A 23933-nucleotide genomic window follows, 5' to 3' on the forward strand; every position below is an offset into this window, starting at 1 on the left:
GCGCCGCAGCAAGCGCAACGGTCGCTAAATAGTTACCGAACGGTAACGAACGTAATGACATCGACGGTCACACTTAGGAGGGCGTTGTAGACGTACAACTCTGTGCCATTGTGTAAGCAGGCGGGGAATGATATTTATTTTTCAATCTCTCCGTATTTCTTCCACATTTGGCATGACAGCGGATTGCGATCTTGCGGTCGCTTGGTGGCTGATGCCTTTCTTGGGTTGCACTTATGTCCGCGTCCTACCGGCGTCACACGCTCTTGCCCCTCTGTGCGGCGATCGCATCCTTGGGCGGCAGCATCGCCAGTGCAGCCTGTATCAATGGCTCGCCGGGCGGCGATCCCTACAATCCGGCCGCGGGTCAAAGCGTGTCGTGTACGGCAACGGCACCCAATCCCGATCCGCAGGCCATTGCTGCGCAGGCCGGTGCCAATAATGTGTCGGTCGTGATCGGCGCAGGGGCGCAGCAGGCGATTACCGCCAACAACGGCGTGCTGCTGCGCAGCCTGAGCACGCTTACCAATGACGGCAACCTCGCGGCAACCGGCGCCGGCTTCGCGGCGGTGGTCCTCACGGGCGGCGGCAATCAGGTGGTCAACAACGGCACGATTTCAGGGTCGGCGGGCATCACTGGCGCGGGCGGGGCGAATACGCTCACCAATAACAGCACCGGCACGATCGTCGGCACTGCCGGCCCCGCCGTGTCCCTCTCGGGCGGTGCGGTGAACATCATCAATAGCGGCACGCTCACAGGCACCGGCGGCGTGGCCGTGGTCACCGGCGCCGGCACCGATACGTTCGAGATGCGAGGAGGCACGGTCAACGGCAATATCGATCAGGGCGACGGCGTCGACCAGTTCGTCATTTCGGGCGGCACGGTCAACGGGGTCGTTCAGCAGGGCAGCGGTATCGACGACTTTCGCATGACAGGTGGCCAGATCGGCGCGTTGCAACAAGGCGATAACCGCGACACCTTCTTCATGTCGGGCGGCACGATCGTCGGTGCATTCGAAGATGGCGATGTGGCTACGATGACGGGCGGCACCATCGGCCGCGTCGACATGAAGCTCGACAACAACATTTTCGACATGTCCGGCGGGCGCATCAACGGCAACCTGGTGGCAGGCTTCGGCAACGACACCATTACCGTGTCCAACGGATTCATCGGCGGCAATATCAGTGTGAGCGGCGGCACGGATATCGTCACGATCACCGGCGGCGAGGTCGTGGGCGAAGTGCGCATGAGTACCGGCGACGATGTGTTTACGTGGTCCGACGGCGGCATCGTGCGGGGCTTTATCGATATGGGCACGGGTGCCGATCTGGCAACGCTGCGCAATCTTTCTGCCGCACAAGTGGGCACAACAGTGGGCATCAGCGGCGGCGTCACCGCAGGCAGCGATACGCTGGTCTTCGACAATACCCAGGCGGCGGGTGTCAATCGGTTCACCAGTTTCGAGACCATCAATCTTCAACGCGGCTCGGCGCTCACGATGGACAATCGCTTGATTCTCGGCGACGCCGAAGGCTTGCCCAGTGTGCTCAATATCGACGCGACGAGCCGGCTCACCGCGGTGGCCGGCATCAATGGTTCGGTGTCGTCGTCGGTCGCCACCAACCTGCCCACCGTCAATAACGCCGGCACCATCGACCTCACCGGCGGCAATGCCGCCAATCGCATGACGATCGTGGGCAATTACGTGGGTGCAGGCGGCACGCTGAAGATCGACTCAATTCTGGGCGCCGACGGCGCACCCGCCGACCGCCTCATCGTGAGCGGCGGCCAGATCAGCGGCAACACCACCGTCGCGGTCAACAATCTGGGCGGTTCGGGCGGTCTCACCACGGCCAACGGGATTCAAGTCGTGCAGGCTATCAACGGTGCCACCAGCACCGGTAATGCCTTTGCGATGCCGACGGAACTGCGCGCCGGCGCTTATCAGTACTTTCTTTTCAAAGGCGGTGTCACGGCCGGATCGGAAAACAGCTGGTATCTGCGGTCGAGCGTGCCGGCCGCGGCACCCGCTCCGACTGCGCCGCCCGTCACGCCGCCCGTCGTGCCACCGGTCGTGCCGCCAGTGACGCCGCCGATCGATCCCACCGTGCCGCCCTTGGATCCTGCCGATCCGAGCGCGCCCACGCCACCGGCCGTGCCGAGCGATCCCAACGATCCGACCAATCCCGTCTTGCCGCCCGAGTCCGCGGCGCCCGCGCCTGGGCCGGCCATCGTCACGCCGGCGCCCGCGCCGGGACAGTCCGCACCGTTGCCGGCTGCCGTCGCCGATGCCGTTCCGATCTACCGCGAGGAAGTACCGGTGTATGGCGCGGTCACGGCCACTGCACGCCAGTTGGCGCTGTTCTCGCTGGGCACCTTTCATGACCGCCAAGGCGAACAGTCCATCCTCGGTGGCGAGGGTGGGGTACCGGCCACATGGTCGCGCGTGTTCGGCCAGCATACCGAACGCCACTATTCGGGCGGCGCCCGATCGGAATTCGATGGCAGCATGGGTGGCGTGCAGGTCGGCCAGGATCTCTACAGCGTGCGGCATGCCAACGGACACCAGGATCGTGTAGGCGCCTTCATCGGCTACTCGCATGCGAGTGGCGACGTGCGGGGGCTGGCCCTGGCCACACCGCACACCAGAGTGGGTTCGCTCAAACTCGATGGCTACAGCGGCGGCGCTTATTGGACGCACGTAGGCCCTTCGGGTGGCTATACCGATGCCGTGGCGATGGTGACGCGGCTCGATGCCCGTCTGCGATCGACTGCCGGCATGCGCGAAAAAACCGACGGTACGGCGACCACCTTGTCGCTCGAAGGGGGCTATCCGTTGCAGCTTACGGACCGCGTGGTGCTTGAGCCGCAGGCGCAGTTCATTGCGCAATTCCTGTCGGTCGACAGCCTGCGCGATAGTGTGTCGCGCGTCGACTTCAAAGATTCCGACACGTACACCGGCCGTTTGGGCCTGCGCCTCAAAGGCACATACGAAACGCGCGCCGCGCGACTCGAGCCTTACTTGCGCGCCAACCTGTGGCACGAGTTTGCCGGCACCGACAAGACGGTCTATGACCGCCGCGATGCGGTGGGCACGCGTTACGGCTCGACCGCCATGCAGTTCGGCGCGGGCCTGGTCGCACAAGTCAACAAAACGGTCAGTGTGTATGCCGCTGCCGACTACACCACCGATGTCGACGGCAAATACCGGCGCGATGTGGCCGGCAATATCGGCGTGCGGATCAACTGGTGATTGGGCGTTAAGCCTGGGTCTGGAGCCAGGCACTGAACGCGCTGATGGCAGGCGCATCGCGACGCTGACGCCCGCAGACGAAAGCGTAGGCGCCCGGTTGCGGGTGCGCTGCATCGTCGAGCACGACGAGTTCGCCGCGCGTGACGGCGTCGGCCACCACATAAGGCGGCAGCAGCGCGATGCCAAGACCTGCCCGTGCCGCGTGCAGGCCCATGCTCAACAACGCGTAACGGGGACCGGCGCGGGCGGTGAGGGCGCCATGGCCGCGGGCCGCGCAATAGCTGGCCCACGCGTCGGGCATCGATCCCTGATGCAACAACGGCAACGTCGCGAGGAGCGTTGCGGGCGGCGCCCGCCGCTGCAGCAATGCCGGGCTGCACACCGGCAATACCGTCAGCGGCAGGATGGGTTGGCACCACAGATCGTCGGCGACCGGGCCATCCACATACATGATGGCGGCATCCACATCGGGCGCCGGCAAGACCACCGTGCCGATCTTGGTGGACAGGTTGATGACGATGTGCGGCGCGCTTTCTGCGAACTGATTGAGCCGCGGCAGCAGCCACATCGCCCCGAAGGTGGCAGGCACCGACAAGTTGAGATGACCGCCTGCACCGCGCGTGGCCATCACTTCGAGCGTGGCGCTTTCGAGTTCGCCCAACGCCGGTTGCACGCGGCTCAGATACTGCTCGCCCGCACGCGTGAGCACGAGCTTGCCGTCGCGCCGCTCGAACAACGCAACGTCGACGAAGGCCTGCAGATCCGCCACCTGCTTGCTGACGGCGCTTTGCGTGAGCGACAGCGCGCGTGCCGCCGCCGTAATGCTGCCCATGCGCGCCACCGCATCGAAGGCGGTGAGGTGATTGACGGAGGGAATGAATTTGCCGTGCGGACGTTTCATGACGAATTGGAATCTTTTTCTTCGAAAAAAGTCGCTGCGCAATTGGCGTCCCGCGCCGCATAATCGATCGATGCGTCGGGCCACGGGCTCAAGAGCGCGATATTCAAAGGGAAAACACACCTCATGCTACGCCGAAACTTCGTCCGTACTCTGGTTTTAGTCGGTTTGCTCGCCAGTCCATTCGCGCATGCCCATGCCGCTTGGCCCGACCGCCCCGTACGCCTGATCGTGCCGTCCGCTGCAGGCGGGTCGCCGGATATTCTGTGCCGCTACCTGGCGTCGGAACTGGCCAAGCGGCTGGGGCAACCGGTCGTGGTCGAGAATCGGCCCGGCGCCGCCGGCAATATCGGCATCCAGGCGGTGGCACGATCCGAGCCGGACGGCTACACACTGGGTTACGGCAATATCGCCACACTGGCGATCAACCGTGCGCTGTTTGCGGATCTGCCCTACAACGTCGAACGCGATTTGATCCCGGTCGTGGCCGCCACCACCACGTCCAACCTGCTCGTGGTCAACCGCGACCTGCCGGTCAAGAATGTGGCGGAGCTCATTGCCTACGCGAAAGCCAATCCCGGCAAACTGACGATGGCCTCGGCGGGCAACGGCACCACCAGCCACCTGGGCGGCGAACTGTTCAAGACCACCGAGAAAATCGACGTGCTGCACGTGCCCTATCGGGGAAGCCCGCAAGCCATCCAGGACGTGATCGGCGGCAGCGTGCAACTGATGTTCGACAACTTGCCGTCGATTCTGCCCAGCGTCAACGCGGGTAGTGTGCGGGCGCTGGCCGTGACTGCCACCACGCGCAGCCCGTTGTCGCCCACCGTGCCCACCATGCAGGAAGCCGGTGTGGCCGGCTACGAGATGCAAGCCTGGGGCGGCTTCGTCTTGCCGGCGGGCACACCCGAACCGGTCGTGCAGCGGCTCAATCAGGAATTCAATGCCATGCTGGCCGACGACGCCGTGAAGAAGAAGCTCGGCGAATTGGCGTTCGAGACGATCGGAGGCTCGCAGCAGGATTTCCGCGCGTTGATCGATCGCGAAACCCGCAAGTGGGCCGTGGTCGTAAAAGAAAGCGGCGCGCGGATTGATTAATCGACCAACACACTTCATGACCAGGCACTGATCGCTCATGCTTTACGACCTACTTCTCCTTGGCGGCACGGTGATCGACGGCAGCGGTGCGCCGCGCATGCGGGCTGATGTCGGCATCATCGACGGGCGCATCGCGGCAGTGGGCGATCTGAGCGCCGCGCAGGCGCAACGCAGCCTCGATGTGGCGGGCTTGATCGTGGCACCCGGCTTTATCGACAGCCACGCGCACGACGATTTTGCCGTGCTCGAAACGCCGGCCATGGCGTTCAAGGCCTTGCAGGGCGTGACGACAGTGGTGAACGGCAACTGCGGCCTAAGTCTGGCGCCCTTGGTGACGCAGGCAGCCGTGCCGCCGCCGCTCAATCTATTGGGCGACGCCTACCGCTATCCCACGTTTGCGGCCTACCGGGCCGCGATCGAGGCCGCGGATCCGGCGGTGAACGTGGTGGCGATGGTGGGGCATTCCACATTGCGGGTGCGGCACATGGGCACTCTGGATCGTGCTGCCACCGCCGATGAAATCGAAGCGATGCGTGCGGATTTCGCGCAAGCGCTGCACGAAGGTGCCATCGGTCTCTCCACAGGCACGTTCTATCCGCCGGCCGCTGCGGCATCCGAAGCGGAGATCATCGCCGTGGCTGCGCCCATGCGCGAGTGCGGTGGCGTATATGCCACACACATGCGGGACGAAGGCGACCGGATCGTGCCCGCCATCGAAGAGTCGCTGCGCATCGGTGCGGCGCTTGAAGCGCCCGTGATCATTTCGCATCACAAGCTGGTCGGCCAGGCCAATCACGGCCGCTCGGTCGAGACCTTGGCGTTGCTCTCGCAGGCGGCGCAGCATCAGGACCTGTGCCTGGACTGCTACCCCTATGCGGCATCGAGCACGATGCTGCGCCCGGAACGCATCGCATTGTGCGATCGGATCATGATCACCTGGTCGGCGCCGCATCCGGAGGTCAGCGGCCGCGATCTGCACGATATTGCCGGCGAATGGGGATGCACGGCGCACGAGGCGGCAGTGCGGCTGCAGCCGGGCGGGGCGGTGTACTTCATCATGTCCGAAGACGACGTTCAGCGCATTCTGGCCTTCCCCGACACCATGGTGGGGTCCGACGGCTTATCGAAAGACGCGCGTCCGCATCCGCGCCTGTGGGGCACGTTCCCGCGGGTGCTGGGCCACTACGCGCGCGATGTGGGATTGTTCTCGCTGGAAACGGCCGTGCACAAGATGAGCGGCCTGACCGCGCTCAAATTCGGGTTGACGGATCGAGGTGCCGTGCGCGCAGGCGCGGTGGCCGACCTGGCGATCTTCGATGCGGCGTCGGTCGCCAGTCCGGCCACGTTCGAGTCGCCCGCCGAGCCGCCCATCGGCATGCGGCACGTGCTGCTGGGGGGCCGGCTTACCGTGGAGAACGGCACGCTCACGGGCGCTCGCGGCGGGCGCTATCTCGCGTCATCGCTGGTGGTCACATCGGCCGGCTAGCGGACATCACGGACCTGAAGGGTAGGGCGTACATCCCCAAGCGACTTCCGGAGGTGGCTCCCAGGCGGGTCTTCCAGACGCCACCCTCAGACGCACACTCCGGGCGTCGATTCGCACATTCGAAGCGCCCTTGTGGCGCTTTTTTACACCTTCTTTACGCGCACGCCGCGAAGCTTTACGCGGCATTTATGCGGGTTTTTCTAAGCTCTCCGGTGTCGGGTCATCGCATGCATTTCTGTCGCGATCGGCCTGCGTTGTCTGCGGCAAACCTGCCGCGAGGAGAAGCATTGTGGATGTCATCTATGCCGTCGCGTTTGCGGCGATTGTGGCCGTAACCGTCGCACTGGCGCACTTTTGCGGCGCGTTGCGTTCGGGAGCCCAATCATGAGCGGCCTGTACTGGTTGAGTGCCGTCGTCGCCGGGTGCCTGGTGGTCTATCTGTGTGTCGCACTCTTCAAGCCGGAGAAGTTCTGATGAATGCCGAATTTATCGGGCTGCTGGCGGTGTACCTGCTGGTGCTCTTTGCGATCGCGCCTTTTCTCGGCCGCTACATCCGTATCGTGATGAGCGGCGAACGTTGTGTGCTGACCCGCTGGGGGCAGCCGCTGGAGCGCGGGCTTTACAAGCTCGCCGGCGTCGATCCCGGTGCCGAGATGGGTTGGAAGGGATATGCCCTGGGCGTCATTGCGTTGAACGCCATGGGTGCGGTGGCGCTCTATGCCCTGCAGCGCTTGCAAGGCGGATTGCCGTTCAATCCTGCGGGCATGACCGCGGTATCGCCGGATTCGGCCTTCAATACCGCGATCAGTTTCGTGGCCAACACCAATTGGCAGGGCTACAGCGGTGAAGCCACGATGAGCTACCTCACCCAGATGCTGGGGTTGACGGTACAGAACTTTCTCTCTGCCGCCACCGGCATTGCGGTGTTGTTTGCGCTGGTGCGCGGCCTGTCGCGGCACAGCGCCGCCACCATCGGCAATGTATGGACGGATGTGGTGCGCAGCACGCTGTATGTGTTGTTGCCGGTCTCGTTCGTTCTGGCGCTGGCGCTGGTCAGCCAGGGGGTCATCCAGAATCTGTCCGGCTATCAGGACGTGCAGACGGTTCAGGCGCAAACCTATGACAAGCCGGTGATGGATGCCGCGGGTGCCGCCGTGCTGGATGCCGCAGGCAAACCCACGACAATTGCGGCGACCACGCAAACGCAAACCATTGCGATGGGGCCGGTAGCCTCGCAGGAAGCCATCAAAATGCTCGGCACCAACGGCGGCGGATTCTTCAACGCGAACTCGGCGCACCCTTATGAAAATCCGACGGCGCTGACCAATTTCCTTGAAATGCTGGCGATCTTCGCCATTCCCGCCGCGTTGTGCTTTGCGTTTGGGGAAATGGTCGGCAATCGGCGGCAGGGCGTTGCTGTGTTGGCCGCCATGGCGATCCTATTTTGCGTGTTTGCGATCGCCACCGCACATTTCGAATCGCAGGCCAATCCGATGTTGGCGCACGCCGGCGTGGACGCTGCCCATTCGGCCATCGCGCCCGGCGGCAATATGGAAGGCAAGGAGGCGCGCTTCGGCATCTCGGCCACGTCGCTTTTCGTCGCCATCACCACCGCCGCGTCATGCGGTGCGGTCAACGGCATGCACGATTCGTTGACGGCGATGGGCGGACTGCCGCCATTGCTGTTGATGCAACTGGGCGAAGTGGTGTTTGGCGGCGTGGGCTCGGGCCTCTACGGCATGCTGGCCTTCGCGATTCTGGGCGTTTTCATTGCCGGCCTGATGATCGGGCGCACGCCTGAGTATCTGGGCAAGAAGATCGAAGCGTTCGACATGAAAATGATCGCCATCGTGATTCTCGTCACGCCGCTGCTGGTGTTGAGCGGTACGGCGCTGGCCGTATCGCTGGCCGCAGGCCAGGCGGGGATTCTCAATCCCGGCATGCATGGGTTCTCCGAAATTCTGTACGCCGTGTCGTCCGCGGCCAACAACAACGGCAGCGCATTCGCCGGTCTGTCGGCCAATACGCCGTTCTACAACGTGCTGTTGGGCGTAGCGATGTGGTTCGGCCGCTTCGCCGTGATCGTGGCGGTGCTGGCCATGGCCGGTTCGCTGGCCGCCAAACCGCGCGTAGCGCCGGGTCCGGGCACGATGCCCACCACCGGGCCGCTCTTCGTCGTGCTGCTGATCGGTGCAGTGCTGCTGGTAGGCGCGTTGACCTACGTGCCCGCGCTGGCACTGGGTCCCGTCGCCGAACATCTGCAACCTTAAATACTGGGCAATGACCATCATGGCCAAATTCGAATCATCAGTGTCTTCATCGTCCGCGTCCGGCACGTCTTTGACGCCAGCGGCTGGGCTTGCGCCTGCGCCGGATCGGCTTGACACCGCCACTGCTGCGGCCGCTGCGACCCCGTCTCCGGTCAAGCCGCCGCGTCCCTCATCCGGCGCTTTGCTGGTACCCGCGCTCATCGATAGCCTGCGCAAACTCTCGCCCGCAGCGCAGATCAAGAACCCCGTCATGTTCGTGGTCTACATCGGCAGTCTGCTGACCACGGTGCTGTGGATCATGGCGCTGAACGGCACTGCCGATGCGCCTGCGGGCTTTATCCTCGCCATTGCCGTCTGGCTGTGGTTCACCGTGTTGTTCGCGAACTTTGCCGAGGCGCTGGCCGAGGGGCGCGGCAAGCAGCAGGCGGCCGCCTTGCGCGGCTTGCGCACCACGGTGGTGGCGCGGGTGCTGAAGGATTTCAAGCCCGGCGATGCGGGGGCTGCCACACCGGCCACGTGGCGCGAACGCAGCGCGGCCCGCGCGTCGGGCGACCTGCGTCGCGGCAACGTCGTGCTGGTGGAGGCCGGCGACACGATTCCCGGCGATGGCCTGGTATTGGCGGGCGTCGCATCCGTCGATGAAAGCGCCATTACCGGTGAGTCCGCGCCGGTCATCCGCGAGTCCGGTGGCGATTTTTCATCCGTCACCGGCGGCACACGCGTGCTTTCCGACTGGTTGTTCGTGCAGATTGCGGCCGACCCGGGCGAGAGCTTTCTGGATCGCATGATCGGCATGGTCGAAGGCGCCAAGCGCCATAAAACGCCCAACGAAATCGCACTGACGATTTTGCTGGTGGGTTTGACGATGGTGTTTCTGCTCGTCGTGATCACGCTGCTGCCATTCTCGATTTTCGCCGTGGGCAGTGCGGGCGCGGGGGAGGCCGTCTCGGTGACCGTTCTGGTGGCCTTGTTGGTGTGTTTGATTCCCACCACGATCGGCGGTCTTTTGTCGGCTATCGGCGTGGCCGGAATGAGCCGCATGATGCAGGCGAACGTGATCGCAACCTCGGGCCGTGCCGTGGAGGCGGCAGGCGATGTGGATGTGCTGTTGCTCGACAAAACCGGCACCATCACCTACGGCAATCGCCAGGCGGCGACGTTCGTACCCGCGCCCGGCGTCAGCGCGCAGGCTTTGGCGCACGCGGCCAGATTGGCGTCGCAAGCCGACGAGACGCCGGAAGGGCGCAGTATCGTGATGCTTGCCGATCGCGTGGATCAACAGGGCGGTGGGGCCGTGGCGCCTGATGCTGTCTTCGTCGCCTTCACAGCGCAGACGCGGATGAGCGGCGTGGATCTGAACGGCCGCCGCATTCGGAAAGGCTCGGTCGACGCGATCGACGGCTGGGTGAGCACGCAGGGTGCAAAGGTGCCGGAGGCGTGCCGCCGCGCCGCCGACGACGTGGCTCGGCGGGGCAGCACGCCCTTGATGGTGAGCGACGACGATCGCGTCCTGGGCGTGATCGAATTGAAAGACATCGTCAAACCCGATATCCAGGCGCGCTTCGGCGAGTTGCGCCGCATGGGCATCAAGACGGTCATGATCACGGGCGATAACCGGTTGACCGCGGCGTCGATTGCCGCGGAAGCGGGCGTGGACGACTTTCTGGCCGAAGCCACGCCCGAAGCCAAGCTCAAACTGATCCGCACCTATCAGGCAGAAGGCCGCCTGGTGGCGATGACGGGCGACGGTACCAACGACGCACCGGCGTTGGCGCAGGCCGACGTGGCCGTGGCGATGAACTCCGGCACGCAGGCGGCCAAGGAGGCAGGCAATATGGTGGACCTGGACTCCAATCCCACCAAGCTCATCGAGATCGTCGAGATCGGCAAGCAGATGCTCATGACCCGCGGCGCATTGACCACGTTCAGCGTGGCGAACGATATCGCGAAATACTTCGCGATCATTCCCGCCGCCTTCATCACGGTCTATCCGCAGTTGGGCCTGCTCAACATCATGGGCCTGGCCACACCGGCGTCGGCGATCCTGTCGGCCGTGATCTTCAATGCGCTCATCATCGTCGCGCTGATTCCGCTTGCTTTGAAAGGCGTGCGCTATCGGCCGCTGGGTGCTGCGGTGCTGCTGCGCCGCAATCTGCTCGTCTACGGCCTGGGTGGCCTGCTGGTGCCGTTTGCCGGCATCAAGATCATCGATCTGATTCTGGTGGCAGGCGGGTGGGTGTGATGCCGGGCGGCTCGTCCATCAACCCGCCTTTCTTTCGTTAATCTCTTCCACCGCTTGGCACTGCATGCGTCAGGCGGGTCTACCGATTCTGGAGTTCTTCATGGCTATCTCGACCGCTATTGATTCACCCCCCCGCGCCGGCATTTTCCGGCCCGCGCTGGTCTGCCTCGTGGCGCTCTCCGTGCTGACGGGGCTGCTGTATCCGCTGGCGACCACTGGCGTGGCCTCGCTGGCATTTCCGCAGCAAAGCAGCGGTTCGCTGATCGAGCGCAACGGCGTCGTCGTGGGGTCGTCCTTGATCGGGCAGGCGTTCAGCACGCCCGAGTACTTCTGGAGCCGGCCGTCGGCCACCGCGCCCATGGCGTACAACGCTGCCGCCTCCGGCGGGTCCAATCTCGGCCCCAGCAACCCGGCACTGGCGCAGGCGGTGCAGGCTCGCGTGGCCGCATTGCGTGCCGCCGATCCGGGCAATCCTGCACCGATTCCGGTCGATTTGATTGCGGCGTCGGCCAGCGGTCTCGATCCGCATATCAGCCCGGCGGCAGCGCAGTTTCAGGCCGCCCGCGTCGCGCGCGCGCGGGGTTTGTCGACCGCGGACGTGCAAAATGCCATCGCGGCGCACACCGATACGCCATTGCTGGCTATATTGGGCGAGCCTGCTGTAAATGTGTTGACGCTGAATCTGGCGTTGGACCGAATGGCGCCGCCCAAGTAATGGCTTTAACACTGATCGATACGCACGCCGCCGATGGCCTTATCCGATAACGCGCGACCCGACCCCGATCGACTGCTGCGGGCGCTCGACGTGGCCGAGCAGGACGCCGCCCGCGGCAAGTTGCGAATCTACTTCGGGGCTTCGGCGGGTGTGGGCAAAACCTACGCGATGCTGCAGGCCGCGCTCGGGCTCCTGGCGCAGGGTGGCGATGTACTCGTGGGTGTGGTCGAAACGCATGCGCGGCGCGACACCCAGGCGTTGCTCGATCGCCTGCCGGTGTTGCCGCGGCTCGGCGTGGCCTACCGCGGGCACGAACTCAGCGAATTCGATCTCGACGGCGCACTCGCGCGCAAGCCGGCCCTCCTGTTGGTGGATGAGCTTGCGCATACCAACGCACCGGGATCGCGGCACGCCAAGCGCTGGCAGGACGTGCAGGAACTGCTGGCTGCGGGCATCCACGTTTGGACCACCGTCAACGTGCAGCATCTCGACAGTTTGAATGAGGCCGTGGGCGGCATCACAGGTGTGCCTGTGTGGGAGACCGTGCCCGATGCCGTTTTCGACGCTGCCGATGAAGTCATTCTGGTGGATCTGCCGGTCGATGAGCTGTTGACCCGCATGAAGCAAGGGAAGGTATATGTGCCCGAACAGGCGCGGCACGCCACCCGCAACTTCTTTCGCAAAGGCAACCTTTTCGCGTTGCGGGAACTCGCCTTGCGCCGCACGGCCGACCATGTCGACGACGACATGCAAGCCTATCGGCAGGATCGCGCCATCGGTGAGGTGTGGCGCACGCGCGAAGCGGTCCTGGCTTGCGTGGGTGGCGATGACGATGCCGAAGCGATCGTGCGCAGCGCGCATCGTTTGAGTCAGCAACTCGAATGCGATCTGCATGTGGTCACCGTCGAAACCTTGCGTGTGGCGCCGCTGCCCACGGCGACGCACGACCGCCTGCAGGCGGTGCTGGCAATGGCCACGGGGTGGGGCGCACGGTGCGAAACGCTGGGTGGCGGCGATCTGGTCGATGCCGTGGCGCAGTACATTCAGCGTCACAACATCACCAAAGTGGCGCTGGGCCGCAGGCAGCGACGGCCGCGCGGATTGCGCTGGTCGTTATCGAGCCTGCTTGCGGGGGCTGTTGCGCCAGCCTGGTCCTGGCACCGGCATCGCCTGGCCGATCAGTTGGCCGCGCGTTGCCCGGATATCGACTTGATCCGCGTGGCGGCGGTGGCTCCGGGTACGGCGCGCGTGGCGGCGCCTTCCATGCCGGCGAGCTCGCCGGCGATCGCGGCCGCCCAGGCCAAGGGAGATGGCCGAGCGGATAGGGCTCGCACGGCGCGTGGCGCAGGCGGTTCTCCAAATGGGATGCGCGCGGCGGGCGCTTACGTGTGGGCGAGCGTCTATTGTGCGCTGGCGGCCGGGCTATCGGCGCTGGTCTTTCCCGTGCTGCACCAGACCAACATTGTCATGCTGTTTTTGCTTGCGGTGGTCGGGGTTGGGCTGCGGCTGGGTCGCGGACCCGCCGCGTTTTCCGCAGTCGTCAGCGTAGCGCTCTTCGATTTCTTTTTCGTCCAGCCCATCGCGTCGTTCGCCGTTTCGGATGTTCAGTACCTGGTCACCTTCGCGGTGCTGCTGGGCGTGGGCATTCTGGTCGGACAACTGACCGCAGGATTGCGCATGCAGGCCGAGCGGTCCGTGAAGCGTGAAGCCGATGCACGCGGCTTGTACGAGTTCGCGCGCGAACTATCCGCCGCGCTTGTGCCAGAGCAGATCGTCGGTTCGGTCACGGCTTTCGTGGCCGCTGGATTTGGCTCGCATTGCACGGTCTATATTTTGGGCCTGGACGATCGCTTGCGTCTGGCGCAGTCCGATGCGGGGCAGGGCGCCCGTCCCGACGTCGCCGTGGCGCAGTGGGTGTGCGATCACGGTCAGACGGCCGGGGCAGGCACGGCAACGCTGGCCACGCAGACGATGCTGTATCTGCCTTTGAAGGCGCCGATGCGCACGCGCGGCGTGTTGGTCGTGGACGATCCCGCTGCCGCCGGCCTGCATCATCCCGATGCGCGCCGGCGCATCGAGGCCTACGCCACCTTGATTGCAATCGCCTTGGAGCGCTTGCACTACGTGGAGGTCGCGCAAGCGGCGCTCATCAGCGTGGCGTCGGAGAAATTGCGCGGGGCGTTGCTGGCGGCGGTATCGCACGATCTGCGCACGCCGCTGACGGGCTTGATCGGCACCGCCGAAACGTTGCTGCACACACGTCGCGATCTCGACGCCGCCGCGCTTGCCACCGTGGCTGATATTCGCGACCAAGCGCGCCGCATGCATGCGCTGGTGGCCAATCTGCTCGATATGGCGCGCCTGCAGGATCGCGACACGCCGATCAAGCGCGATTGGCAATCGATCGAAGAACTCGCCGGCACGGCTTTGAGTGCGATGCGCGACGCGATGTCGCGGCATACCGTGCATGTGGGCGATCTCTCGGCGGTGCCGCTCGTGGAATGCGACCCGGTGCTGATCGATCGTGTGCTCTGCAATCTGCTGGAGAATGCCGGCAAATACACCCCGCCCGGCAGCGAGGTGTGGCTCGACGCGGCCGTGCACGAGCGTGAAGTATGGGTCAGCGTGGCCGACAACGGGCCGGGCGTGCCGGCCGACGCGCGGGGGCATATCTTCGAGAAATTTGCGCGCGGCGAGCGTGAATCAGCTACCCCGGGTGTGGGCTTGGGCCTTGCCGTGTGCGATGCCATCGTGACGGCCCATCGCGGCCGAATCTGGGTCGATGCCACCCCGGGTCAGGCGAGTGGTGCGCGTTTTGTTTTCTCCCTGCCGCTGCGCGATGCGCCGGCCGTACAACCGGAGGCGGTGTAATCGCCATGTTCGAGTATCAACCCAATATTCTGGTCATCGAGGACGATCCCGGCATTCGGCGCTTCGTTCGATCCGCGCTCGAAAGCGAAGGCTGTGCAGTCTTCGAAGCCGATACGGTCAAGCGGGGCCTGATCGAGGCGGGCACGCGTCATCCCGATCTCGTGATCGTCGATCTGGGATTGCCCGATGCCGACGGCATGAGCTTGATCGCCGAGTTGCGCAGTTGGACGCAGGTGCCTGTGCTGGTGCTGTCCGCACGCAGCGCCGAAAGCGACAAGATCGCAGCGCTTGACGCCGGGGCCGACGACTACCTGGCCAAGCCTTTCGGCATCGGCGAATTGCTGGCGCGGCTGCGCGTGCTCCTGCGCCGGCATGCACGCGCCGGGGCGGGCCAGGCATCGGCACTCACCTTCGGCGACGTGGCCGTGGATTTCTCGACGCGCGCCGTCACGCGTGCAGGCCAGCACGTGCATCTCACCACGCTCGAATATCGTCTGCTGGCGGTACTCGCTGCCCGCCGCGGCAAGGTCGTCACGCATCGCGAATTGCTGCGCGAGGTGTGGGGGCCCACACAGATCGAGAACAGCCATTATCTGCGGATCTACATGGGGCACCTGCGCCACAAACTCGAGGCCGATCCCGCGCAGCCGGTGTACCTGCTTACTGAGATCGGCGTGGGCTATCGCTTCGCCGTGTAGACCTTGACACCTTTTTTACGGGATTCGCCCGTCATTTATTCGCGCCTTTTAGGCGCGAATTTCTATAGTGAAGACGTCATCAATCACTGAGCTATCGCCGCCGTTGAGGCCGCCTGCTTATCCCCGATATGTCTATTCGCCCAACGCTTTCTCGCTTGACCCTTCCCCCGCTCGGGCAGTCCATGCCGCCCCGTGCAGACGAGACGCCCGCTTGCGTGGTGTTGACGCTTCGTGTCGAAAGTCTCGACGCGCTGGCGTTGCGGCGTGCGCTGCATGGTGCGTTGGGTGACGATCTCGGCGTTTATGCAATGGCGGTCGATCACGCTCACGGACGCACCACCGTGCAGCTCAGCACCACGGTGGCCGAGATGCCTCAAGTGATGGACAGGATCATGCGGCGCGTGCCCGCTGCTGAATTCGGCGCCATTCGTGTCGCCACCAACGTGGCGGTGCACTGAGATGGCCACATGTGCGCAAGGCACGCCGTTCGCAGGGATCTGGTTGCCGATGGTGACGCCGCTGCGCGACGGCCGCGTCGATCTCGAAGCCGTCCGGCGGCTGCATCGCCATTATCGCCAGGCCGGAATCGACGGTCTGGTGGTGTTCGGTTCCACCGGCGAGGGGAATCTGCTGTCGGGCGCGGAGAAAACCGCCGTACTGAAAACGCTGGCAAGCGAGGCGCAGGCATTGCCGCTGATGATTGGCGTGGGCGGTGTCGATACGCAGCAGATTGCCGCAAGCGTCCGGCGACTCAACGGCTTCGAGCCGGCGGGTTATCTGGTGCCGCCGCCGTACTACCTGGCGCCGACTCAGGCGGGACTGGTGTGGCATTTTCGGGCGGTGGCCGACGCCACCGATAAGCCGATCGTGCTGTACAACGTGCCCAAGCGCACGGGTGTGGCCATTGCCGTGGAAACGATGGAGATCCTTGCACGTCAGCCCGGCATTGCCGCCATCAAGGAATGCCAGCCTGCAGTGCTGAAAGCGCTGCGGCACAATCCGGTGCTGCCTGCGCTGTGCGGCGACGATGCGTCGTTGGCGGCGCATCTGCTCGACGGTGGCACCGGTGCCATTCCGGTGATCGCCAATCTGTATCCGGAGTGGGTGGTGGCCCTGGCCCGGCACGCCCGCGCGGGCGACCGCGACGCCACCGCCTCACTCTTCAAGCGCTTGCGGCCGCTCACGCGGCTGCTGTTTGCCGAGCCCAACCCGGTGCCGGTCAAACGGGCGCTGTCGCTCCTGGGATGGATCGACGAGGAGGTGCGGCGTCCCTTGATGCCTGCATCCTATACCTTGGGATTGCAACTGCGGCGTGCCTTGCATGCCGTGGAGGCGAGCGCCGACGTGGCCGAGCGGATACCCAGGGAACCGGCTGAACGCTTGCTCTAGAGCATGCGCGAGCCCGCACCACGCCGCATCCTGCCACGTCACACATCAAAAATATTGATCTAGGACGTCAGGGCTTTACGGTTTTCTTTTAGGGCATTCACGCCCATATTCCCAGGTTGGCGCTATAACAAGGGGGCTGGCCATCGGCATGCCCGCACGGCTCGAGCGGCCGTGCATGCATGGCGCATGTTCAGTTGAAGGCGAGCATACGCCTCGTTCGTCGGTCCCCGCATCGAACACGCTATATCTGGAGGAGCAATGAAGAGTCTGCACATCAAAGGGGCTGGCGCCGTTGCGCTGGTGGCCGCATTGTCTTGTACGTGGTCTGTCGTTCACGCGCAAACCGAAGCGATCGAAAATTACCCGTCTCGTCCCATTTCCATCATTGTGGGATACCCCCCCGGCGGCGCTACCGATGTGGTGGCACGATTGGTCGCCAGCAAGCTCACGCAGGCGTGGGGACGCGCGGTCGTGGTGGAAAACAAGGCGGGCGCAGGGTCGAATATCGCGACCGAGCAAGTGGTGCGCGCGAAGCCTGATGGCTATACGTTGCTGGTGGAGACGATCGCCAACGCCACCAATATGTCCGTCTACAAAAACCTGAACTATGACACCGACCGCGACCTGGTACCCATCATCCAGTTCATGTCGTCGCCCAGCGTACTGGTCACGAATGCAGCCTTGCCGGTAAAGGATCTGCCGTCGTTGATCGCCTTGGCCAAAGCCGAGCCGGGCAAGCTCACTTTCGCGTCTTCAGGCGTTGGCGGCTCGCCCCACCTGGCGGGCGAAATGTTCAAGCTGCGTACGGGTGTGAGCATGCTGCATGTTCCGTACAAGGGGGCCACGCCTGCCATGACGGATGTGCTGGCCGGCAATGTGTCAATGGGCTTCATGACGTCGCTGGGCGCCTTGGGGCACATGCAAAGCGGGCAGTTGCGTCCGATTGCCGTGGCCTATGCGAAGCGCCTGCCGGAATTGCCCAATGTGCCTACCATGGCCGAGGCGGGTCTCAAGGACTTCGAGGTCAACTCCTGGAACGGGCTCGCCGCGCCCAAGGGCACGCCACAGCCGATCGTCGACAAACTGAACAAGCAGATCAACGAGATTCTTGCCATGCCCGACGTAAAGCAGCAGCTGCAAGGCTTGGGCGCGCAGGCGGTAGGCGGCACCCCCAAGCAATTCGCCGACTACGTGCAGGCCGAAACGCGCAAATGGCGTGACGTGGTGCAAACCGCCGGCATTTCACTCGACTGATGCGCACGGCAGCGACCAGGGTGGCGGTGGTGACGACGGGCGGCACCATCGTTTCGCGTATCGATGCCGCGACCGGGCTGGCCATGCCGGTGATGTCGGGCGCGGCACTGATTGAATGCATCGCCGATCGGGTCGATACCGATGAGATCGAAGTGCTCGATCTGATGTGCGTTGCGTCGCCGCACATCTCGCCCGAGCATTGGCTGGCGTTGCAGCGCGCGGTGGCCGAACTGGTCGCGCGCAGCGATATTGCCGGGGTGGTCGTCACGCACGGCACCAGCACGCTCGAAGAAACGGCCTGGTTTCTCGACGTGACGCTGGATACCGGTAAACCCGTTGTGCTTACGGGTGCGCAACGCAATGCCTCTGAGCCGGACTTCGACGGGCCACGCAATCTGCTCAATGCCATCCGCATCTGCCGTTGCCCGGAGGCTCGCGGCATGGGCGTGATGGTGGCGTTGAACGACCACATCAATGCGGCGCGTGAGGTGCGCAAGACGCACACACTGGATGTGGAAACCTTTCAGTCCGGGGAGTGGGGGTTTATCGGCGCGGTGTCCGCCGACCGGGTGATGTTCCATCGCCGGCCGATGCGGTCGTTGTATGTGCCGCTCACCGGCGAGCCGCTGCCCGAGGTCGACATCGTATCGATGTATGCGGGCGCAAGTGGCCGGCTGGTGGATGCGGCCGTCAAACTGGGCGCGCGGGGCCTGGTGATTCAGGCCGTCGCCTCGGGTCACGTCAACGGGGCGATGTTCGAGGCCATCGAACGGGCGCGCACGCGAGAGGTGCCGGTGGTGATCGCCACTCGCATTCCCACCGGGGGCACGCGCATCGGTTACGGGTTTGCGGGATCGACGCGGCAACTGGTGGATGCCGGGGCCGTGCTGAGCGGTGATCTCTCGGCCTGGAAAGCGCGCATTCTGTTGATGCTGGCGATCCAGGCCGGATTGAGTGGCGTCGATGCGCTGCGTGATCTGTTCGACACCCGCATCGGTTCACCTGATGGCGATGCGGCAAGAACGTGACTCGCTGGCGGCCGGCAGCGTGTCGTCCGTCGACGCCATTCAGGCCAGGCTCGCCGCCTTCTTGCTGTCGAGCTTGGTCGCAAACAACCATGCCTTGTAGTCTTCCAGATCGCCATCGAACGGCTGCACGCGGCCGTCGGCCACGATGATGAACTGGTCGGTGGTGGCACGCAGCAAATGCCGATCGTGCGACACCAGAATCAGTGTGCCTTCGAACTGCGCCAAGGCATCCGTCAACGCTTCGCGCGTTTCGAGATCCAGGTGGTTGGTGGGCTCGTCGAGCAGCAGCAGATTCGGCTTTTGCCACACGATCAAGGCCAACGCCAGGCGGGCTTTTTCGCCACCGGAAAACGGCTTGATCGATGCCGTCGCCATCGGGCCCGCAAAGTTGAAGCCGCCCAGAAAGTTGCGCAGTTCCTGCTCGCGCGTCGTGGGCGCGATCTTGTTCATGTGCCAGAGCGGCGATTCGTCATGGCGCAGCATTTCGACCTGATGCTGTGCGAAGTAGCCGATCGACAGCCCCTTGCCCAGCGTGGCCGTGCCCGATAACGGATCGATTTCCCCGGCAATCGTTTTGATCAGCGTGGATTTGCCGGCGCCGTTCACGCCCAGCAAACCGATACGCTGGCCGCTTTGCAGCGAAAACCCGATGCCGCCGATGATGGCGTTTTCCCGACCGGTCTCGGCATCGCGATAGCCCGCCCGCACATCGTCGAGCACCAGCAATGGATCGGGCGCACGCGCCGGCTCGCGAAACTGAAATGAGAATTCGGCGGCGGCGCGCAATGGCGCCAGTTCTTCCATGCGCGCCAGAGCCTTGATCCGGCTCTGTGCCTGGCGTGCCTTGCTGGCCTGCGCCTTGAAGCGGTTGATGAACGACTCCAGATGCGCTTTCTGGCGCATCTGCTTTTCCTGCTGGCCGGCGGCCAGTTCGAGCTGCGCGGCGCGCTGACGTTCGAAGGACGAATAGTGACCCGAATACCGCTTCAACTTGCGCTCGTCGATATGCACGATCACATTGACCACTTCATCGAGGAAGTCGCGATCGTGGGAAATGATGATGAGCGTGCCGGGATAACGCTTCAACCAGTCTTCGAGCCAGATGATGGCATCGAGATCCAGGTGGTTGGTGGGCTCGTCCAGCAGCAGCAGATCCGACGGGCACATCAGCGCCTGCGCCAGATTGAGCCGCATCCGCCAGCCGCCAGAGAAACTCGTCAACGGCTGGTTCATCTGCGCCATCGAGAAGCCCAGGCCGGTGAGCAACTGCTCGGCCCGCGACTGCACGGTATACGCGTCGGCATCGGCCAGTGCGCCGTACAGGTTGCCGATCGCAATGCCGTTTTCCGACGACTCGGGCTGCGCCTCGAGGGCCGCGAGTTCTTGCTCGAGCGCGCGCAGCGTGATGTCGCCATCGATGGCGTAATCGATGGCGGAACGATCCAGGGCCGGCGTTTCCTGCGCCACATAGGCCAGGCGCCAGTTGGGCGGGTAGCTGAGCTCGCCCTGGTCGGGGTGCAGCTCGCCGCGCAACAGGCCGAAGAGGCTGGACTTGCCGGCGCCGTTGGCGCCGATCAGGCCGATTTTGTCGCCGGGATTGAGAAGCAGATCGACGCTTTCCAGCAGGGGTTTGACCCCGCGGGCAAGCGAGACGTGTTGAAAACGGATCATTGGGAAGCAGTGTGGCGCCAGAAGGGCGCGTGCGGAGTAACCCGGCAGTGTAGTCAAAAGGGGGCCGGCGTGTAAATGAATGCCGCCCGTTGCGCGCTTTTAACGACACATGACGTTCAGATCCCGCCGGCCACGTCGATGATGGCGCCGGTGGCGTAACTCGCCTCGTCGGCGCACAGCCACAAGACTGCGGCGGCCACCTCATCGACCTGGCCGCCACGGCCCATCGGCACCTTGGCCGCCACACGATCCACGCGTGCCGGCTCGCCGCCGCTCGCGTGAATCTCGGTATAGATCACGCCAGGCCGCACGCCATTGACGCGGATGCCTTCGGCGGCCACTTCCTTGGCCAGGCCGATCGTCATCGTGTCCATCGCGCCTTTCGAGGCGGCGTAGTCCACATACTCACCCGGCGAGCCCAGGCGAGCAGCGGCCGACGAGATGTTGACGATCACGCCGCCCTGGCCGCCCGACCGGGTCGACATGCGGCGCACGGCTTCGCGCGCGCAGATGAAGGGGCCCACAACGTTGGCTTGCATGATGCGCGCCACGCGCGCGGCGTCCATTTGGTCCACACGCATCTGCGTTTCGAGGATGCCGGCGTTGATGACCAGCGCCGTCACCGTACCCAGTTCCTGGTCGACCGTCTCGAACAGCCGTACCGTATCGCCTTCCTGTGACACATCGGCGCGGACGGCGATCGCCTCGCCGCCCGCCGCGCGGATCTGACTGACGACCTGTTCGGCGGCATCCCGACGCGATTTGTAGTTCACGCATACCGCATAACCACGCGCGGCGGCCATTCTGGCGATGGCGGCGCCGATACCGCGGCTCGCGCCGGTCACGATCATGACTTCTTTCATTGGGTGTTCTTCAATGCGTTGGAGGGTGAGCGCCGCGAGGAAGCAAACGGGATGCCGGTATCGTATCCGCAATGACGCCGGGGCTCTGCGGGCACCCGTCCTAAAATCATGTTGCACTGCAGAATTACACGAAGCTTTCAACCGGGTTAACCATGATTGAGCGCAGGTTACACCTGGATTATTATTTTTTCCGATTTGATAATTTTTTTGGTCGGCCTGGTGAGGCGATTTACCTCCCATACCCAAGGTTGTACCTAAGGGGATTTTGTGTACAACCCAGCTTCTAATTCGGACGCTGCGTCCCGACCGGCAGCGGGCCGAAGCCGTTTCAAGATGCCATGGCACACCGTGATCCATCGGATTTTCGTGGTCCTGATGTTCGCGTTCATGTTGGCGCCGCTCATTTTGATCGTCTGGCTCAGCTTTTTCAAAGACGCCATCCTGTACTTTCCGCCATCCGGCTACACGCTGTCGTGGTACGTCCGCGCGTGGGAAAACGCGGCGTTCGCCAACGGCTTCCTGTTCAGCTTGCAACTGGCGGCGCTGTCGGCAGTGATCGGCGTCGTGCTCGGCGTGCTGGCGGCCTTGGGCATCGCGCGCTTCCGCTTTGCCGGCAGCCGCAGCGTCAATACGTTGCTGCTGTCGCCGCTCCTGATTCCGGGCATCGTGGCCGGCATTGCGATCTACCTTTTTTATCTTCAGGCTGAAAACACACTGGATCGCGACATCGTCGGCACCTTCGGTGGGTTGGTCCTCGCACACGTGTGCCTGACGATTCCATGGACGGTGCGACTGGTCACAGCCGGGATGGCCGGGCTCGACGGGTCGATCGAAGAAGCGGCGCGCAACCTCGGCGCGAGCGGCCGGGTGGCCTTCATGCGCATCACGTTACCGATGCTGCGGCCCTCGATCGTCGCGGCAGCGCTGTTCAGCTTTGTGGTGTCCTTCGAGAACCTGGAGTTGTCGCTCTCCCTGGTCGGCCCCGGCATGACCACGTTGCCGATCGCAATCATGCAGTACCTCGAATTCAATCTCGACCCCACCATTGCCGCCGTGTCGGCCGTGCAGATCCTGCTGTTGGGCATCATCATGTTGGTGACCGACCGCTACGTCAAACTCAGTCAGGTAGTCTAATCATGGCCCAAGTATCGATCCAAAATCTCAAGAAGCAATTCGGGTCATCGGTGGCCGTGTCGGACTTTTCGCTCGACATCGCCGAAGGCGAACTGGTGGCGTTCCTGGGCCCAAGCGGCTGCGGCAAGACGACCACGCTGCGCATGATCGCGGGCTTCATTCAGCCGACCGCCGGCAGCATCTTCATCGGCGACAAGGATGTGACGAACATCCCGGTGCACAAGCGCAATACCGGTATGGTGTTTCAGCGCTATGCGTTGTTCCCGCACATGACAGTCGCCGAAAACGTGGCGTTCGGATTGGAGATGCACAAGGTACCCAAAGCCGATCGCGACGACGCCATCCGCCGCGCGCTCGACATGGTGCGCATGACCGCCTTGCGTGACCGCTATCCACGTCAACTCTCGGGCGGTCAGCAGCAACGGGTGGCGATCGCGCGCGCACTGGCGATTCAACCGTTGGTGTTTCTGCTCGACGAGCCGCTTTCGAACCTCGACGCCAAACTGCGTGGCGAGGTGCGCGAAGAGATTCGCGCGCTGCAGCAACGCCTGGGCCTCACCACGATTTTCGTCACACACGATCAGGAAGAGGCGCTGGCCATCGCCGATCGCATGGCCATCATGCACGACGGCAAGGTGCAGCAGGTGGGTACGCCTGACGCCTTGTACGAGCGGCCCGCCAATCTTTTCGTGGCGGACTTTCTGGGCAAGATGAATTTCTTTCAGGGCAAAACGCAGGCGGAAGGGCAATTCGTTTCCGAGCAGGGCACCGCGATCGTGGTACCCGGTGCCACCACGGCCGTTCAGGTCGGCGTACGGCCGGAGCGGGTGTACTTATCCGCTGAGCCGACGTCGCGGGTCAACAGTTTCGCCGGCACGATCGAATCGGCCGTGTATCTGGGTTCGCTGGTGGACGTGCGCGTCGCACTGCCGTCGGGCGAAAAAGTGCTCAGCCAATGCGTGAACATCGGCGAAGGCAGCGGCAAGTGGGCGCCCGGCACGCCGTGTCACGTATCGTTCGAAGCGGCCGATTGCGTCGCCTTCAATCAGTGAGGGCGCGGGC

The 23933-nt window shown here is 64.0% G+C and carries 18 protein-coding genes; 15 read left to right on the forward strand and 3 right to left on the reverse strand.

Annotated elements, in window-relative coordinates; all coding sequences use genetic code 11:
• The first annotated feature begins 233 nt into the window (after positions 1-233).
• The gene (locus EYW45_RS16475) at positions 234-3251 is read left to right on the forward strand and encodes an autotransporter family protein (protein ID WP_161136522.1); all 3018 of its coding nucleotides are present in this window, start codon (positions 234-236) and stop codon (positions 3249-3251) included.
• Positions 3252-3258: 7 nt separating this feature from the next.
• On the opposite strand, the gene EYW45_RS16480 is transcribed toward EYW45_RS16475, so the two are convergent.
• Positions 3259-4152 carry a LysR substrate-binding domain-containing protein gene (locus tag EYW45_RS16480; RefSeq protein WP_161136523.1) on the reverse strand — a complete coding sequence of 298 codons (894 nt, stop codon included), beginning with the start codon at positions 4150-4152 and terminating at the stop codon, positions 3259-3261.
• A gap of 165 nt (positions 4153-4317) precedes the next feature.
• Between EYW45_RS16480 and EYW45_RS16485 the strand changes: the two genes are divergently transcribed.
• From EYW45_RS16485 to EYW45_RS16540, 12 genes are all read left to right on the forward strand, one after another.
• Positions 4318-5250 (forward strand): Bug family tripartite tricarboxylate transporter substrate binding protein, encoded by a 933-nt coding sequence (locus EYW45_RS16485; RefSeq protein ID WP_235939098.1) that lies wholly within the window; start codon positions 4318-4320, stop codon positions 5248-5250.
• 37 nt (positions 5251-5287) lie between these two features.
• Positions 5288-6736: an N-acyl-D-amino-acid deacylase family protein gene (locus tag EYW45_RS16490; RefSeq protein ID WP_161136525.1), complete on the forward strand. Its 1449-nt coding sequence runs from the start codon at positions 5288-5290 to the stop codon at positions 6734-6736.
• A 384-nt stretch (positions 6737-7120) separates the two neighbouring features.
• On the forward strand, positions 7121-7210 hold the full coding sequence (kdpF, locus tag EYW45_RS16495) for a K(+)-transporting ATPase subunit F (RefSeq protein ID WP_161136526.1): 90 nt from the start codon (positions 7121-7123) through the stop codon (positions 7208-7210).
• On the forward strand, positions 7210-9006 hold the full coding sequence (gene kdpA / locus EYW45_RS16500; RefSeq protein ID WP_161136527.1) for a potassium-transporting ATPase subunit KdpA: 1797 nt from the start codon (positions 7210-7212) through the stop codon (positions 9004-9006). The genes kdpF and kdpA overlap by 1 nt, the downstream gene beginning before the upstream one ends.
• 19 nt (positions 9007-9025) lie before the next feature.
• Complete coding sequence (kdpB, locus tag EYW45_RS16505) at positions 9026-11248, forward strand: potassium-transporting ATPase subunit KdpB (RefSeq protein WP_161136528.1); 2223 nt, start codon at positions 9026-9028, stop codon at positions 11246-11248.
• 100 nt (positions 11249-11348) lie between these two features.
• Positions 11349-11963: a potassium-transporting ATPase subunit KdpC gene (kdpC, locus tag EYW45_RS16510; protein ID WP_161136529.1), complete on the forward strand. Its 615-nt coding sequence runs from the start codon at positions 11349-11351 to the stop codon at positions 11961-11963.
• Positions 11964-11996: 33 nt separating this feature from the next.
• A complete protein-coding gene (locus EYW45_RS16515) occupies positions 11997-14834 on the forward strand; it encodes a sensor histidine kinase (protein ID WP_161136530.1) in 2838 nt (945 codons plus the stop codon).
• A 5-nt stretch (positions 14835-14839) separates the two neighbouring features.
• Entirely contained in the window at positions 14840-15532 is a 693-nt protein-coding gene (gene kdpE, locus EYW45_RS16520) for a two-component system response regulator KdpE (RefSeq protein ID WP_161136531.1), read from the forward strand.
• A gap of 182 nt (positions 15533-15714) precedes the next feature.
• Positions 15715-15990, forward strand: a complete 276-nt coding sequence (locus tag EYW45_RS16525; protein ID WP_161136532.1) for a hypothetical protein — start codon at positions 15715-15717, stop codon at positions 15988-15990.
• A gap of 1 nt (position 15991) precedes the next feature.
• Positions 15992-16921, forward strand: a complete 930-nt coding sequence (gene dapA, locus EYW45_RS16530) for a 4-hydroxy-tetrahydrodipicolinate synthase (RefSeq protein WP_161136533.1) — start codon at positions 15992-15994, stop codon at positions 16919-16921.
• 258 nt (positions 16922-17179) lie between these two features.
• Positions 17180-18175: a tripartite tricarboxylate transporter substrate binding protein gene (locus tag EYW45_RS16535; RefSeq protein ID WP_161136534.1), complete on the forward strand. Its 996-nt coding sequence runs from the start codon at positions 17180-17182 to the stop codon at positions 18173-18175.
• Entirely contained in the window at positions 18175-19203 is a 1029-nt protein-coding gene (locus EYW45_RS16540; RefSeq protein WP_161136535.1) for an asparaginase, read from the forward strand. Before EYW45_RS16535 ends, EYW45_RS16540 begins: the two co-directional genes overlap by 1 nt.
• Before the next feature lie 39 nt (positions 19204-19242).
• Here EYW45_RS16540 and EYW45_RS16545 read toward each other — a convergent pair whose 3' ends face one another.
• Both EYW45_RS16545 and EYW45_RS16550 read right to left on the reverse strand, forming a co-directional pair.
• Positions 19243-20874 (reverse strand): ABC-F family ATP-binding cassette domain-containing protein, encoded by a 1632-nt coding sequence (locus EYW45_RS16545; protein WP_161136536.1) that lies wholly within the window; start codon positions 20872-20874, stop codon positions 19243-19245.
• 116 nt (positions 20875-20990) lie between these two features.
• On the reverse strand, positions 20991-21737 hold the full coding sequence (locus EYW45_RS16550; protein WP_161136537.1) for an SDR family oxidoreductase: 747 nt from the start codon (positions 21735-21737) through the stop codon (positions 20991-20993).
• 333 nt (positions 21738-22070) lie between these two features.
• Here EYW45_RS16550 and EYW45_RS16555 point away from each other — a divergent pair, with 333 nt between their 5' ends.
• Both EYW45_RS16555 and EYW45_RS16560 read left to right on the forward strand, forming a co-directional pair.
• Positions 22071-22871, forward strand: coding sequence for an ABC transporter permease (locus tag EYW45_RS16555; protein ID WP_161136538.1), 801 nt, complete (start codon positions 22071-22073; stop codon positions 22869-22871).
• Positions 22872-22873: 2 nt separating this feature from the next.
• Positions 22874-23923, forward strand: coding sequence for an ABC transporter ATP-binding protein (locus EYW45_RS16560; RefSeq protein WP_161136539.1), 1050 nt, complete (start codon positions 22874-22876; stop codon positions 23921-23923).
• Positions 23924-23933 lie beyond the last annotated feature (10 nt).

Source organism: Schauerella aestuarii (assembly GCF_009866805.1).
In the GTDB taxonomy this organism is placed as follows: Bacteria; Pseudomonadota; Gammaproteobacteria; order Burkholderiales; family Burkholderiaceae_B; genus Schauerella; species Schauerella aestuarii.

Coding starts and splice junctions, on each gene's coding strand:
- kdpB (WP_161136528.1), top strand. CDS start 9,026: ATGGCCAAATTCGAATCATCAGTGTCTTCATCGTCCGCGTCCGGCACG.
- EYW45_RS16545 (WP_161136536.1), bottom strand. CDS start 20,874: ATGATCCGTTTTCAACACGTCTCGCTTGCCCGCGGGGTCAAACCCCTG.
- EYW45_RS16515 (WP_161136530.1), top strand. CDS start 11,997: ATGGCCTTATCCGATAACGCGCGACCCGACCCCGATCGACTGCTGCGG.
- EYW45_RS16555 (WP_161136538.1), top strand. CDS start 22,071: ATGCCATGGCACACCGTGATCCATCGGATTTTCGTGGTCCTGATGTTC.
- EYW45_RS16540 (WP_161136535.1), top strand. CDS start 18,175: ATGCGCACGGCAGCGACCAGGGTGGCGGTGGTGACGACGGGCGGCACC.
- EYW45_RS16525 (WP_161136532.1), top strand. CDS start 15,715: ATGCCGCCCCGTGCAGACGAGACGCCCGCTTGCGTGGTGTTGACGCTT.
- EYW45_RS16550 (WP_161136537.1), bottom strand. CDS start 21,737: ATGAAAGAAGTCATGATCGTGACCGGCGCGAGCCGCGGTATCGGCGCC.
- EYW45_RS16535 (WP_161136534.1), top strand. CDS start 17,180: ATGAAGAGTCTGCACATCAAAGGGGCTGGCGCCGTTGCGCTGGTGGCC.
- kdpA (WP_161136527.1), top strand. CDS start 7,210: ATGAATGCCGAATTTATCGGGCTGCTGGCGGTGTACCTGCTGGTGCTC.
- EYW45_RS16480 (WP_161136523.1), bottom strand. CDS start 4,152: ATGAAACGTCCGCACGGCAAATTCATTCCCTCCGTCAATCACCTCACC.
- kdpC (WP_161136529.1), top strand. CDS start 11,349: ATGGCTATCTCGACCGCTATTGATTCACCCCCCCGCGCCGGCATTTTC.
- EYW45_RS16490 (WP_161136525.1), top strand. CDS start 5,288: ATGCTTTACGACCTACTTCTCCTTGGCGGCACGGTGATCGACGGCAGC.
- dapA (WP_161136533.1), top strand. CDS start 15,992: ATGGCCACATGTGCGCAAGGCACGCCGTTCGCAGGGATCTGGTTGCCG.
- kdpE (WP_161136531.1), top strand. CDS start 14,840: ATGTTCGAGTATCAACCCAATATTCTGGTCATCGAGGACGATCCCGGC.
- kdpF (WP_161136526.1), top strand. CDS start 7,121: ATGAGCGGCCTGTACTGGTTGAGTGCCGTCGTCGCCGGGTGCCTGGTG.
- EYW45_RS16475 (WP_161136522.1), top strand. CDS start 234: ATGTCCGCGTCCTACCGGCGTCACACGCTCTTGCCCCTCTGTGCGGCG.
- EYW45_RS16560 (WP_161136539.1), top strand. CDS start 22,874: ATGGCCCAAGTATCGATCCAAAATCTCAAGAAGCAATTCGGGTCATCG.